Genomic DNA, 14,565 nt, shown 5'->3' with positions numbered 1-14,565 from the left:
TCATCACTCATGCTATTTTTTCAAACAAAACGGAACCCCGCATGAAACCAGAATAACTTCATCGGCCATTTTACCAATGGTCTGATTCACAGTGCCAACAAGATCCCTATATTTTCTTGCCAGCGGATTATCGGGGACAATCCCTAACCCCACTTCATTTGTGACACATACAACCGTACCCTTTACCTTGTCTGCTGCCCTAAGCCATGCAATGGCTTTTTCCTTGATAAGCTGATCATCCAGCCCGTCATGCGCCTTGGTAGTGGAAAAGAGTACGTTGTTTACCCAGAGCGTCACACAATCCAGAAGAACGACCTCAAATTCAGCAGTTTCCTCTTCGAAAACCATCTCCAGTTGAAGAGGACATTCTTTTGTCTGCCAACCCCGGCCCTTTCTCTCCTCCCTGTGTCTTGCAACCCGCTCGTTCATTTCAGAATCAATCGCTGGGCAGGTTGCAATAAAAAGACGCTTTTCTGAAAATTTTTCGCACAGCTCAAGAGCATAGGAACTTTTACCGCTTCGAGCTCCACCGGTTATCAGAATCAATTTTGCCAATGTTTTATCCTTTGTGATTAAGACCAGTCAGTACTCCGCCTTCCCTGTGGAGTCTGACCGTTGCGTAACAACCGGGCATAATATCAAAGAGAAGATAATGTTTTGCGGAAATCCCCAGCAGTTGACAAAGCAAGTGACGAATAACGCCACCGTGACTGACAACGAGGACTGTCTTGCCTGGTAACCTGTACAGAGTATCAGCGGCAGTTGCAATCCTCTCATGAAAGCGAGGGAGAGATTCACCCTCGGGAAAGCAAAATGTTTCTGGTTGCTCCACCCAGGCATCAACCAGTTTGCTGTCTGATTTGACTATTTCTGCAAACGTTTTCTGCTCCCACCTGCCAAAATCAATTTCTTTTAAAAAATCATAAACCTCTATTCTGCATTGCGTAGAAATCTCCTCCACGGTCTGTCTGCATCGTTTCATCGGGCTACAAAGAATGGAATCAAATGACACCGTGCTGAGCTTCCTGCAGGTCTTCACGAGTTCTTCACGACCATGAGCGGACAATGAAACATCAGATGAACCAACATACACATCTTTCAAACCTGTCTCGCCATGTCTGAGCAGATAAATCACTTTGTCGTGCATAACCTTTAGAAATAGAAGATGTTTTTCAAAAATAACAAAACGAAAAACTTACTAAGAACTTACGCTCAGCACAATAAGTTTATGGCATAATCGACCGATAATAAGAGAGTAAACTGGGACACAAGAAGTAACAGCAAAAAAGAGAAGGTTGTGTGCACACTAACTGGTCGTTTCTGTGTACCTTAGGCTTTTTCTGAACTGGCGGTCAGAATTGATTCATTATAGTTATTTTAGAGACAAATTTGAGTTCCCCAAGATCAGGTGATACCATATGCTAATCAGATCAAAAAAGTTTCGAACTCCAAAAGTTCCGGACTTTACGATCTCAACGTACGTTATGGTCGATTTTATCGAGAAAATCTGGCCACACGTCAAGAGGTCCGACATGGGTAAAATATCTGTACGAGAAGGAAGAGTCTGTATAATCAAAACTGAAGAGCTCACATCGGTCAAAGAAGGTCTGGAACAGATAAAAACCGCTCTGATCCAATGCTCCTCTGATCAACACAACGTCTCTGCACCACTCGACACTTTTCTTTTTGTCGATTTATCACTTTTTAATATAGTAAATTCGAGCGTCATAGGTGTTTTGGGATCAGTCCTCATGAACCGCAGCATTCGCCTTCTGGGGTTATGTGGGGTTCAACCGCCTGTCGTGGAAATTTTGACCAGGTTTGGAGTGCTCTCTCCACCTCAAGACACCAAAGAACAACTCCAGAATGGGATTAGAGAAAACATGAGGAAGGTTGTCGTTTTTGATAGTGTTGAACAGGGACTTGGGAGCCTTAATCCAAATTGACTGCGAACAGACCTTGAGGTCGTCCCTGTTGTTTTTTGGTACGTTGGGAGTGACTACTTGTCGACGAGCCTTGCCAGAAGATCGCTTGCAAAACCGAGCTCAGGGTCAAGTGTCAGGGCAATGGTTAAAAATTCTACAGCCCTATCATTTCTACCTAATTTACTGTAATTCACACCCAGATTGGCGTAATCAATGCTAGAGGCAGGATTCAGATCAACGGCCCGCTGAAAATGGACGATGGCCTGTTCATAATTTTCCTGCTTGAAATAACAGACACCAAGAGTATTGTGAAGATCGGGTCTCTCCTCATCTTCAACAAGTCCTTTCTGCAGGGCAGCTATCGCCTCTTCGTACTTCCCAAGGTCTTTTAAGCAACTGCCCATAAAGGAATATATATAGGGTAGATCTTCCGCCTCTGGATTTTTGCGCACAGCGGCCTGAAAATACCCCAGGGCAGATTCAGGAAACCCCATATTGAAATAATTTTTCCCTCTGTAAAACTCAAGATAATAGGCATCGGGCAGCAATGCTTCCATCTGCAGCAGCTTTTCTTCAAGCAATTGGGAGTCAGAGATAAGCTCGACCACAAGCTTTGCAGAAAAGAGACCGACATCATTTATCATTGATCGTTCCCGAAAATGGGCTCCTGGCACGATAGTGTAAAAAGCGGGAATCTCAAGTTGATCGTGGGTGACATTAATCATCAACACGTCCATACCGATCTTCTTGATTGCCTCAACACAGTTATACAACTCATTTTTAATATTATTATCACTGAGATTGGTGATCTGATCAACAGCAATGGTAATGTCCGTGTCTGTTACATAATCCACCTCATCCATTGACAATGGTTTTGGCAACCCTGAAGCGACATAGTTTGAGTCGGAATTAAAATCACCGGCAAGCTGTGCAATTTCTGTAACCGCGCGGATGATTGCCTTTTCAGGCTCTGGCGTGGTTCCCGCCGTATAAACGATTTCGCTTTTCCCGGGAAATGTCGAACGGTCAATTGCAAGGGCACCTATAGTACAAAGCCCCGTATCCAGACTGAAATCATTGAGATAGAGTTCAATATTATTTGCTTTGAATTTATCGAGAAGGTCCCTTGCAACAGGATCGGAGACTGAATCCGGATCGATTTTGGGAGTGACGATTTTCCGGTTATTAATAACCGAACAGACATGTCTCTCTATAACTTCACAGATTCCCTGGAGAGCAGCCTCTTCATTGGTGTTGCCTGCTGATGGGCCGTTAAATTCATTAATGGCAAAAAACCAGGAGAATGGAATCAGGACATCCTGGCCAGCCGTAATATTGGTTCCCCAGGCCCACTTCATTGGAATACCTGACAGTAGTTTTTCCAGAAAATCAGTGGTCGACCTCGTGTCGTGAACGGACTGCAGGAGATACGTCATATCAAGGACCGGATAGCCTGCAGCCACCATATCCTGATAGTCACCGGTGAGGAAATTCCCATCATTATTCTTGTAGGCAAAAAAAGAAAACCGTTCTGCAAGCTCCATACAGGCAGAAGCTTCAGCCTGTATGGGAGAAGCACCTTTGCCCATCTGTTTTTTTGTTCCAGTCAGGGCCATCGCATCATCACCGCACACTGAAAAATATACGGGTATATCAAGACGTCCATTATCAATCCGACGGACTTCACTTAAAATTTTCAGGTCCAGGGTTTTTATCTTGCTGTAAAAATATTTGAGCGTTTCTTCCGGAGAAATGGCTTTATCCTGGTCAATGGTAAATGCCTTGAGGCAATCATTAAATTGTATTGATTTTTTCTTCATTTTTTCGTCATTAAGAGCTGTATATTGAATCAAGACCTGTTGAACAGGGAGAATTCCGAAGTAAGACTTATGATTTGATCGTACACTATAGTGGGATTACATAATTGATCAAGCAAAAGACGGACTGCAAAGATCGGCTTGTTCTAGAGCTCCAGTCATTTTAAGGAAAACTGGGCCCGTAAATCTTTGAGCAGTGAAAGATACTGAGAAGTAGCACAAATCTTGAGTGTTCGGCTATTGTTGTGATTGAGCGTAATAGTAATAGTCAGCAACTGCTCGGGAAGAATTTCCGAAGCTCTTTTCGACCACTCTATGACAGTGAGCCCCTGCCTGTAAAAATATTCATCGAAACCCAGTGCAATCACATCGTCTGCATCATGAAGCCTGTAAAAGTCCATGTGATACAGTGGTATCTCCCCGGGATACTCATGCATGATGGCAAAAGACGGGCTCGATATATAGTTACCATCATCAAGCTTCAGTCCCGCTGCAATAGCCTGGGTTAAGGTCGTCTTACCAGCACCGAGATCACCGTCAAGACAGTAGACGAAGCCAGGCTGAGCCTTGCCACCCAGGAAACGGCCAAGCGCTGTAGTTTGATCGATACTTTCAATATTAAAAGAAGAGCATTCCATAATTTCATCAAAAACTGCAATGTATGCCACGAAGCCGGAAAAATTGCATCTAAAAAAGAAAACCCCTGCAACAGTGAAAACTGCTGAGGGGTGAGTATGGCGTTGAATAAAATTTATTTTATTTTACTAACGTCTTCTGCCTGGAGTCCCTTGTCTGTTTTTGCTATTGAGAACTCAACAGCCTCCCCCTCTTCCAGGCTGCGAAAACCATCCCCCTGTATAGCACTGTAATGGACAAAAATATCCGATTCACCATCAGGTCTTTCCAAAAATCCATACCCCTTACTTGCGTTAAACCACTTTACTTTTCCTTTCACCCTGTCAGACATTCCAACCTCCCCCCGCGCTATCAGGCCAGCCAGACACTCCACATCGATGACAAAGCCCGGATTAATAACACATCCTTCCTGATAAACTGGATGCATACTAAATTGGTATCAGAAAAAACAGGCAAAAGTCAAGTGAAAACAGCTTCATTCAACTGTTTTTGTTAGGAAAAGAAATAACAGCATCAGGATCACTTCATATCGTTACAAATCAATCTTTGCACAATAATCTCAGAATCTGAACAGTGGCATAACCGAGAAATAAAAGTTCGGACTGGAGAAATCCTGTTGCAAAACAAAACATTGAACAGGAAGGTATCAATCAGGAAAAAACCCACTATCCCAAAAGCCCTCTACCGAACAAGGCAGGAAACTGCATGACACGTTGAATTGGCGATATGCCAACGTTAGAAACAGAAGATACAAACAAAAGGAGAAAAAGTGTGACAGGTCAAAAAGATTTTTTAAGAGAAATTAAAGCTGTGTCTGAGCTGTCTTTAGTGATGGGTATAAAGATCGGAAATAAGAAAGCCATGCCCTCTCAATGACGACATGGCCTACTCTTTGTAACGTATCAGAGACCGACTGCCTGAAGTTTTTCGAGTGATTCATGCTGCTCTGGGGTGAGTTCCTGTGGAACCTTTACCCCTATTTGCACAAAAAGATCGCCCCGTCCGCCCATTGGACCAATTGGCAGACCATAACCTCTGATCCGGAGTTTTGAATCATGGGGAGTGCCAGCAGCAACCGTGACCATGAATTTTTTCCCCTCAAGGGTTTCAACTTCGACCTTGGTTCCAAGACATGCTTCTGTGAAAGAGATCAGCCGCCTGGTGATCAGATCATCACCTTTTCTGGTGAAGTTTTCGTTATCGGCAATTTCGACCTTAAGATAGAGATCGCCGGGAGGTCCACCATTACGTGAAGGAGCTCCTTTATGTTGTAGTCTCAGTTTTTTGCCTTCCTCAATACCTTTTGGGATTTTTACCGAAACATTTTGAGGCGTGCCGTTTTTGCGCAGGGAAATTGTTTTTTCTGCACCGTGTAAAACATCCTCAAGACTGACCGTAATCTGGTAAGTCATGTCCTGACCTTTTTCAGGGCCCGTTTGACATCCACCACCACATCCACCACCGCCCTGGGTAAAGAACGAGCCAAAAGGGCTGCCGCCAGCTGAACTAAAACCTGCAGAACTTCTCCCACCTCCATTTGAAAATTGACGGAGTATGTCATTTATATCAAAACCCCTGAAGATGTCCTCCTGAGAATATCTCTGACGAAAGTCTGCAGAACCATAGGTGTCATACTGTTGTTTTTTTTCAGAATCAGACAGAACAGCATAGGCTTCACTGATTTCTTTGAATTTTGCTTCAGAGTCTTTATCACCCTTATTTTTATCAGGATGATATTGTAGAGCAAGTTTTCTATACGCCTTTTTTATCTCTGATGGGGTCGCATTTTTACCGACACCAAGAACCTTATAATAATCCATATCATTTTCTAGAAAGAGTTAAGCTACATCAGGAAAAAGTCTACTATAACCGTGGTTGAACAATAGGAATGGTTTTCCTGGCCGTCAACTTCAATTTGTCAATGAATCCACTGAAAAACCAACTTATTTCTAATACACCCAAGTCAATCAAATTACTCTATATACGAGGGAGAGAATTTGTCATGAAACGAGAAGAGATAAAAAGAGAGAAACAATCGGTTGAAAAGCGTGAGGTGGATAAACTCTACAATGAAAAAAAGATGAGGTGTATTGTTGTAAGGCATTTTGGAAAGCCAGATTCAAAACGGGATGCGAGTGTAAATCCGGCTTTTGAGAAAACCTGACAATGTTCAACTATCCATTGTCAGGTAAGAGGGAAGAATCTAAATTTGTTCAAATTCTAGCTGCCCGTCAACAGTTGTTTCGGGTCTTACTTTGGCGATAAAGAGAGCAAACACAATAATGGCTATGGCAACACTTGTAATATTAGAGAAGGTTGCTGGCAGATTAAAACCAATTTCAGCCTGGAGGATAAAAGCTGCATCAACCGCAGTCATGAAGGCTGCAGGCAGAGAACAGATCCAATGGATTTTACCCTTTCTCGCAAGATAAATTGCCGCACACCAGAGAACCATCATGGACAGCATTTGATTCGACCAGCCGAAATAACGCCAGATAATTTTGAAATCCACCTGGGTGATCAAAAAGGCCAGTGCAAAGAGTGGTATTGCGATAAGGAGACGTTTTACAGCTTTTGACTGATCCATTTTAAAGGTTTCTGCAATGATGAGACGAGTAGAACGGAATGCAGTGTCTCCACTGGAGATAGGAAGGATTACAACACCAACGATGGCAAGAAAACCTCCAACGGGGCCAAGAAGTGTATTACACGCCTCGTTTACGACACCAGCGGGAGAACCGGAAGTGATAACGGCATTCATTGCCTCCGGACTATTGTAAAAAGAAAGACCAACAGTTGTCCAGATAAGAGCGATGATGCCTTCCATGACCATGGAACCATAAAACACCTGACGTCCCCGGTTCTCATTTTTAATACAGCGGGCCATGAGTGGTGACTGGGTTGAGTGAAACCCACTGATTGCACCACAGGACAGAGTGATGAAAAGAAGAGGCCAGATTGGCTTGTCGCCAGGGTGCATGTTAGTCGTGAAATCGAGATTAGGAAGTATCTCATACCCATGATAAACAAGACCTGCCATAATTCCCACACTCATGAAAATGAGAAGAGCACCAAAAACCGGGTAGAGCTGTCCGATAATTTTATCTATCGGCAAAATGGTTGCAAGAAAATAGTAGAGGAAAATACAGGCAACAAGGATCTGGACGTTAACACCGGTAAGATTGGCAATTAATTTGGCTGGTCCAAGGATAAAGACAACACCGACGAGGAGCAGCAGAATGATAGAAAAAACCCGAAGGGTTTGTCTGGCTGTCATTCCCATGATATCCCCTACTACTTCGGGAATCGACTTTCCCCCACCCCGCACGGAGAGCATTCCGCTGAAATAATCATGGACAGCACCACCGAAGATACAGCCAATGACAATCCAAAGAAGTGCAGATGGCCCGTAGAGAGCGCCCAGGATCGGTCCAAAAATGGGTCCTAAACCTGCGATATCAAGCAGCTGAATGAAAAAGACTTTCCAGGTCGGCATTGCAATATAATCAACGCCGTCCTCTTTCGTCATACAAGGTGTCTTTCTCTCGGGATTTGTCCCGAAAACCTTCTCAACGAACACTCCATACGTGAAGTAACCAAGAATCAATAGTCCCACACAGGTTAGAAAAAAAACCATCGTACACCTCCCAAAATTTGATGAAAAATATTACTCCTCGAATTCTGGAAGTGAAATGTATCCCGGCCTTACCTTCGTCTCAATTCATTAATGGCGAAGTGTCGTTTTGTCGTTTTGTAATGTCCTGAACCGGGGTTGAAATGCAAACGGGAAACTGCCTTCCTGAACTATCAACCTGCGGGACTCAGAGCATAGTCCTCCATTCTGGGGATTTTAAAGGAAATTGAAGTGCCTTTTCCCGGTGAACTGTTAATCTGCATACCAAACTCAGCACCAAAGAACTGTTTCAGACGCTGATTTGAATTACGTAAGCCTATTCCCTCGCTATGGGATTGAAGCCCACTGTCTACCAGAAGAGACGAGAGAACTTCTTGGTCAATACCTTTGCCGTCATCTCTCACAATGACCTCAAGCATGTTCATACTTCTCATAATGATAAGAGAAATAGTGCCACCACCTTCCCGGCTTCTCAGACCATGCTTGATTCCATTTTCGATCAGAGGTTGAATAATAAGTGAAGGGATGGGCCAGTCATTACAGCCTGGTTCAACATCAATTTGAACCTGGATAAGTTCCCCGAACCGGGCCTTTTCAATGGCCAGATATGAGTTGATTTGCTCAAGTTCACTTTCAAGTTTTACAAACCCTCTGCTGGAATCGAGATTTTTTCGCATATACAGAGAAAGATCAAGAATCAGCTCTCGCGCTTTATCGGGCGTCGTACGACAAAATGAAGCGATTGTATTGAGGGAATTAAAGAGAAAATGCGGGTTGATCTGCGCCTGCAGATGTTTGATTTCCGCATGGGCAAGAAGTTTATCTTTGATCTGAATATCTTCAAGTTCCAACTGGATGGAGAAAAGGTCTGTGAGGCCTTTGGCAATTTCAAACTGAATACGATTCAGTTCTATATCCATAGACCCATAAAATTTCAGGGTGCCGACAATGGCGCCGCTCTTTTTAAGGGGGACAATAATCGCTGAATGGAAAGGACAGTCGCTGTGGTTACAGCCGATATGAGTACTGCTTCGAAGGAATATAGCTTTACCTGTTGCTATAACCTTTCGCGTAGCATTTGTTCGGATAGGTTTTCCGGCAAGGTGATGATCACCGCCGGCTCCTACATGGGCCAGAACATGGGACGCGCTGGTAATGGCAACGGCTGCAACAGGCATGCGTTGGTGGATGATGTTCGCTGTGGCCATCGCTGTTTCCATGGTAAGTCCCCCTCGGAGATAGCGGACGGTATTGTTGGCTATATCAAAAATCTTCTGAGCCTGTGTTGAATCCTTTTTCTCCCTGAACTCGTGTAAACTCTTGATCACGTGGACAAAAAGTCCCGCTCCAAGAGTATTTCCAATCAACATCGGCAGGGCAATCACCTGGACAAGCTCCAGCGCTTGATCAAAAGGGCGGGATAGGAGCAGCACAAGGAGCATATGCATGGTTTCACCTGCAAAAGCGATTATCATCGCTTTAATCCAATCCATACTGCGCTCTTTATAACGCAGGTGAATATAACCCGCTATAACCCCTTCTAAAATGGTGGCCAGGGAGCAGGGAAATGCACTAAAGCCCCATGGATCGATAACAAACCGATGACCACCTGCAAGCAAACCTGCACCAAAACCTACAGCAGGACCGCCAAACAACCCTGCAGTAACGACGGCCATTGCCCTTAAATTGGCAATGGAATGAAAGATAGCGTTACCGCTGTAGGTTCCAAGAATACCGAAAAGACCAAAAAAGATGATGAGAAAAAGCCGGTTATAAATAGAGTTCTTCTTAAAATTCAGCTCCTGAACCGGGGAAATCGTCAGCAGCACAAAGGCTCCTGCAACCAACAAACCCACATGTTTGAGAAGAACTGTTACCAATGCGGTGATAGTCATTCTTTCAGATCCCCAGACGTTGCTTAAATTCTTTTACTCTTGTGCGGCTGACCGTAAGTTCTGAACGTTTTGTGTCGTTCATGATCAGATTGTATTTACCGTTAAACCAGGGACTGAATTCGCAAATGCAGTTAAGATTGACCAGCACTGCACGATGGGCCCTGAAAAATCCGGCCCGCATGAGATGCTCGGACAATTTATCCATAGTCGCAATACTGTACAGAGGAAGGGTCTGATCTTTAGTATGTACAAAAATCCGGCCGTACTCAGATAAACAATAAACAATCTCTTCTGGCGCGAGCAGCTGGATTCTCCCATTGTTTTCCACAGAAACCTTCAGCATTTCTTTTGGTGTTTCTATCTGGGAGAGCAGGTGTTGCAACCTTTTTTGAATATCTCCACCTGATTCATCCAAAAGTTTCTGGCGAACCCGCTGAAGTGTCATATCCAGTCTTTTTACGGAAAGAGGCTTGAGAAGGTAATCAACGGCGGACTCTTCAAAGGCTTTTACCGCATAATTGTCAAAGGCGGTAACAAAAACAACAAGGGGCATTTTCCCTATTCCGGTGAGTTCATGCAAAACATCAAAGCCGGTTTTCCCAGGCATCTGAATATCCAGAAAGACAAGATCAGGCAGTGACTTTTTGAGAAGATCTACAGCTTTGTTTGCTGAATTTGTCTCAGCAACAATTTCAATATCATCGTACTGAGAGAGCAAATAACGAAGCTCGTCTAAGGCCGGCTGTTCATCGTCGACTATAATGCATCGAATTTTCATACGGATTCATATAAACTTGGAAGAAATGAAAGAAAGAGATTGCGTCATTATCTTTTCCGGAAAGCTGCTAGGTGAAACGGGGGATGCGTTTAACTTCCCCCGCAGCGACTCCAATAAAATTATCACATTTCTGATTATGTCTCTACCTATTCGTTCAGGCCCTACAGTTTTTTGAACGACTCTTCACCCAAGCCCCGACGAGATTAAAGAACTCTCACAAAAAACAATATCTCTGCACTATGCGAAGGCACACGTTGTTCCTGCTGACAGTCTGCCAGCAAAACGATTGACTTATCTCCCAACCAGAACCACATTGTTTTTTCATGCTGTAAACTGTACGTCCCTCAATCAGGAGAATAATAATGTATTGGCTCATCGTTTTTACTGTGCTTGCTGCCCTTTTTCCTTTGATGGCATTTTCCGCCTCTCTTGCGAACAAAAAAAACCTCATTGATACGCAGGTACAAAAAAGAATCGCAGCAGGTGAAAAACCCAATCGCCTTGTTCACGAGCAGAGTCCTTATCTTCTGCAACATGCCTTTAATCCTGTTGAATGGTACCCCTGGGGAGAAGAGGCGTTTGCAAAAGCCCGCGAAGAGGACAAGCCTGTATTTCTCTCTATCGGTTACTCTACCTGTCACTGGTGCCATGTCATGGCCCATGAATCCTTTGAAAACCCTGAAATTGCAGACATCCTGAATAGTTGGTTTATCAGTATCAAGGTGGACCGGGAGGAAAGACCAGATCTCGATCAGATGTATATGGCAGCTACCCAGGCTATGACAGGCTCAGGCGGCTGGCCAATGTCGGTATTTCTGCTGCCAGATGGCAGTCCTTTTTATGCGGGTACCTATTTCCCGCCCAACTCGGTATCAAACCGTCCCGGCTTTAGCGATGTATTAACCTCCATCCACACCGCGTGGACGGAGAAGAGGGCAGATCTGCATAAATCTGCCAACCAATTGGTGGCAGCCCTGCAAACCAGGAGCAACAATCAACCTTCTGCCATCAACGATAATATTGCTGCTATGGCGGTTGATATACTGGAAAAAAGCTTCGACCCAGGAGACGGCGGCTTTGGTCAGGCGCCTAAATTTCCAAGACCGGTCATCTTCACCTTTTTGTTTGCCTACTACAAGACCACGGGGGATTATACCGCGAAACACATGGCCCTGCATACTCTGAGGAAAATGGCTGCAGGTGGCATGTACGATCAACTCGGGGGCGGCTTTCACAGGTATTCAGTGGACGATAAATGGTTGGTACCCCATTTTGAGAAAATGCTCTACGATCAGGCGCAACTTGTCGATTCCTATCTTGACGCCTATCAGGTCACCCGTGAGGAATATTTTTCTCAAACAGCCAAAGAGACCTTTGCCTATCTGTTAAGGGATATGCAGGATGATGCAGGTGGCTTTTATTCGGCAGAAGATGCGGACAGTGACGACCCTTATAAGCCCGGGCGCCATGGCGAAGGTGCATTTTACCTCTGGACCAGAGAAGATATTGTTGAAAAACTCGGAAATCCGGCTGCAGATATCTTTATTGCCAGTTACGGGGTAAAAACCGGCGGTAATGTTGATCAGGACCCTATGTTGGAATTTGTCGGCAGAAATATTTTATATAAGTCAGAACCTGACGGAAAAATTACCCAACGTTTTAAGCTGAGCAATTCACAGATAGCAGCGAGCCTTGCACAATCAAAAGAGATCCTTTTGAAAGCGCGTAGTGCGCGATCCCGTCCCCATCTCGATGACAAAATCATCACCGCCTGGAACGGCATGATGATCGGGGCTCTATCCCGAGGCAGCAGAATCCTGCGAGATCCACAGCTTCTGACTGCAGCTCTGCAGGCAGCAGGTTTCATCAAGAACAATCTGTACAACAGTACCACCAATACCTTATCACGCAACTATCGTAAAAAACAGGCCGGTGCGGCCGGTCAACTGAGCGACTACGCCTTTCTCGTTGATGGTCTCCTTGAGCTGTATCAAGCATCCCACGACCCTCAGTGGCTCGAATGGTCAACCGCTCTCACCAAAAGGCAGGTTGAGCTCTTCTGGAATGACAAAGACAGTTACTTTTTTGAGAGTGTGGCAGACCCCAGTGTTAAAATCAGGATGAAAAGCGACTACGACGGTGCTGAGCCCACAGGAAATTCGGTTGCTGTTCGCAACCTCCTGCGCCTTGGACAACTCGAGAATAATCCTAAATGGATCACAATGGCAAAAAGACTGGTAGAATCATTCAGCGGTTCGATCAATCGCTACCCCCCTGCCCTGCCCCTCATGCTCAATGCCTGGCAGAATATCAACTCTAAGCCAACCCAGGTTGTGGTTGCAGGTGGTTATGGGAAGGCTGACACTGAGGCACTGTTGCAAGCAGTTGATACTGTTTTTGACAGGAGCCGTATGGTACTGCTTGCCGATGGTAGTAAAAATCAAACCTATCTTGCAAAAAAATTGCCGTTTATGGAAACCGTGGCACCCATCAACGGCAAGGCCACCGCTTATGTCTGTTACGATTTTACCTGCAAACTTCCGGTGACAGACCCCAAAACTCTTCAACTTCAACTGGAGGGGAAAACAGGTTGTTAATAGATGGTTTCTTTTACCGGGTAATTTACGGATTAATAATTATAGAGAACCATCAGAAGTAATCAATCTCTTGACAGAAGACAGAGATACCAATCCATCGTAGTAGCGAAAATAACGTCAACAAAACGTCAATAGAACAATGAGAGGTAAAACATGCTTAAATCGAAAAATATTTTCTTTGCTGCCCTTTTTTTCACATCATTATTAAGTGGCTGTGCGGTGAAACAGGCCCCTATGGTTATGGAAACAGACAGCGCTGTACCGGGAACCAAAGTTGCCAGAAACGGCCAGGAACTTGCCCTGACGGGTACCGGGATAATGGTCGGGCAAAAGCTGCCTGAAACAGGACTTGTGGATGCCGCGACAATGAAACCTGTGGATCTTTCCAGCTGCCAGGGCCAGGTGCTTCTTCTCAGCATTGTCCCATCCATCGACACAAAAGTCTGTGAAGCCCAAACCCACTACCTTGGGGAACAGGGAGACAAACTTCCCGCGGAGATTAAACGGATTACGGTAAGCCGGGATACACCTTTCGCCCAGACACGTTTTGCCAAAGAAGCGAAACTTGATGATGTCCAATATTTATCCGATTACAAGGAAGGCGAGTTTGGACGCTCAATTGGTCTACTCATGGATGGACCTCGACTGCTGGCCCGATCCATCATCATTGTTGATAAGCAGGGAATCGTTCAGTATATCCAGGTGGTCCCGGAAATTACCCATTTGCCTGATATGGAAGAAGCCTTTGCCAGGGCTATTGCCCTCAACAATCTGTAAAATAAAGCAGGATGCCTAATCTTTATTTATCCGAGTAATGTTTAGTTTTCGGTAAAACCCGTTCAGGCTGAAAATTATTTAAAGCTGTCAGACTGAGGGTATTATTATAGAATGGTTATTCCAGGTGATCGTGCAGCCACATGGCACCTGGAATTAGCCACGATTTGAGAGAAGATCCTGTCGCGGGACAATATAGTTTGTCCAGAATGAGCCTTTTACTCTATGCTCATGGTAGAACTTTTTGTTAGATTTTGACACATATTAACGTGAAGAGTCTTGTGGTATCAACACCTACCCCTGACAACATTTATCACCCTGAAAATCGGGTAAAGCGCACACTTTAAGCCAAAAAAACACCCCCATAAGCACGGTTTAGTTGAAAAACCGTGCTATTTTCTTGCTTTTTTACGTGTACGTATTATGATTATACGCACATTTTAAAGGGGAGTTTATTCATGGCTAAACCAATAACAGGAAAAACTCACGTCGGCGAACGGCGTGAGAAA

The 14,565-nt window shown here is 44.6% G+C and carries 13 protein-coding genes; 4 read left to right on the top strand and 9 right to left on the bottom strand.

Annotated elements, in window-relative coordinates; all coding sequences use genetic code 11:
• Window positions 1-12: 12 nt before the first annotated feature.
• Both cobU and FCL48_RS03515 read right to left on the bottom strand, forming a co-directional pair.
• Window positions 13-555, bottom strand: a complete 543-nt coding sequence (gene cobU, locus FCL48_RS03520) for a bifunctional adenosylcobinamide kinase/adenosylcobinamide-phosphate guanylyltransferase (protein ID WP_136870870.1) — start codon at window positions 553-555, stop codon at window positions 13-15.
• A gap of 4 nt (window positions 556-559) precedes the next feature.
• On the bottom strand, window positions 560-1,147 hold the full coding sequence (locus FCL48_RS03515) for a histidine phosphatase family protein (RefSeq protein WP_136870869.1): 588 nt from the start codon (window positions 1,145-1,147) through the stop codon (window positions 560-562).
• Window positions 1,148-1,532: 385 nt separating this feature from the next.
• Between FCL48_RS03515 and FCL48_RS03510 the strand changes: the two genes are divergently transcribed.
• Window positions 1,533-1,946 carry a hypothetical protein gene (locus FCL48_RS03510; protein ID WP_136870868.1) on the top strand — a complete coding sequence of 138 codons (414 nt, stop codon included), beginning with the start codon at window positions 1,533-1,535 and terminating at the stop codon, window positions 1,944-1,946.
• 53 nt (window positions 1,947-1,999) lie between these two features.
• Here FCL48_RS03510 and FCL48_RS03505 read toward each other — a convergent pair whose 3' ends face one another.
• The 4 genes from FCL48_RS03505 to FCL48_RS03490 form a co-directional block, all read right to left on the bottom strand.
• Window positions 2,000-3,745, bottom strand: a complete 1,746-nt coding sequence (locus tag FCL48_RS03505) for a YcaO-like family protein (protein WP_136870867.1) — start codon at window positions 3,743-3,745, stop codon at window positions 2,000-2,002.
• 155 nt (window positions 3,746-3,900) lie between these two features.
• The gene (tsaE, locus tag FCL48_RS03500) at window positions 3,901-4,380 is read right to left on the bottom strand and encodes a tRNA (adenosine(37)-N6)-threonylcarbamoyltransferase complex ATPase subunit type 1 TsaE (protein ID WP_136870866.1); all 480 of its coding nucleotides are present in this window, start codon (window positions 4,378-4,380) and stop codon (window positions 3,901-3,903) included.
• Between the two features lie 113 nt (window positions 4,381-4,493).
• Window positions 4,494-4,709 (bottom strand): cold-shock protein, encoded by a 216-nt coding sequence (locus tag FCL48_RS03495; protein WP_136871163.1) that lies wholly within the window; start codon window positions 4,707-4,709, stop codon window positions 4,494-4,496.
• A 571-nt stretch (window positions 4,710-5,280) separates the two neighbouring features.
• The gene (locus tag FCL48_RS03490) at window positions 5,281-6,198 is read right to left on the bottom strand and encodes a DnaJ C-terminal domain-containing protein (protein ID WP_136870865.1); all 918 of its coding nucleotides are present in this window, start codon (window positions 6,196-6,198) and stop codon (window positions 5,281-5,283) included.
• Window positions 6,199-6,380: 182 nt separating this feature from the next.
• Here FCL48_RS03490 and FCL48_RS24905 point away from each other — a divergent pair, with 182 nt between their 5' ends.
• The gene (locus tag FCL48_RS24905) at window positions 6,381-6,542 is read left to right on the top strand and encodes a hypothetical protein (RefSeq protein WP_169309060.1); all 162 of its coding nucleotides are present in this window, start codon (window positions 6,381-6,383) and stop codon (window positions 6,540-6,542) included.
• 39 nt (window positions 6,543-6,581) lie between these two features.
• Here the strand turns inward: FCL48_RS24905 and FCL48_RS03485 are convergent, their stop codons facing one another.
• The 3 genes from FCL48_RS03485 to FCL48_RS03475 form a co-directional block, all read right to left on the bottom strand.
• On the bottom strand, window positions 6,582-8,015 hold the full coding sequence (locus FCL48_RS03485) for a carbon starvation protein A (protein ID WP_136870864.1): 1,434 nt from the start codon (window positions 8,013-8,015) through the stop codon (window positions 6,582-6,584).
• A 170-nt stretch (window positions 8,016-8,185) separates the two neighbouring features.
• On the bottom strand, window positions 8,186-9,907 hold the full coding sequence (locus FCL48_RS03480; RefSeq protein ID WP_136870863.1) for a LytS/YhcK type 5TM receptor domain-containing protein: 1,722 nt from the start codon (window positions 9,905-9,907) through the stop codon (window positions 8,186-8,188).
• Between the two features lie 4 nt (window positions 9,908-9,911).
• Window positions 9,912-10,685 (bottom strand): LytTR family DNA-binding domain-containing protein, encoded by a 774-nt coding sequence (locus tag FCL48_RS03475; protein ID WP_136870862.1) that lies wholly within the window; start codon window positions 10,683-10,685, stop codon window positions 9,912-9,914.
• 362 nt (window positions 10,686-11,047) lie between these two features.
• On the opposite strand from FCL48_RS03475, the gene FCL48_RS03470 reads away from it, so the two are divergent.
• Entirely contained in the window at window positions 11,048-13,282 is a 2,235-nt protein-coding gene (locus FCL48_RS03470) for a thioredoxin domain-containing protein (protein ID WP_240744729.1), read from the top strand.
• A gap of 153 nt (window positions 13,283-13,435) precedes the next feature.
• Window positions 13,436-14,059: a peroxiredoxin gene (locus tag FCL48_RS03465; protein WP_136870861.1), complete on the top strand. Its 624-nt coding sequence runs from the start codon at window positions 13,436-13,438 to the stop codon at window positions 14,057-14,059.
• Window positions 14,060-14,565 lie beyond the last annotated feature (506 nt).

Source organism: Desulforhopalus sp. IMCC35007 (assembly GCF_005116575.1).
In the GTDB taxonomy this organism is placed as follows: Bacteria; Desulfobacterota; Desulfobulbia; order Desulfobulbales; family Desulfocapsaceae; genus Desulforhopalus_A.
This window is presented reverse-complemented; position numbering and strand designations above follow the sequence as displayed.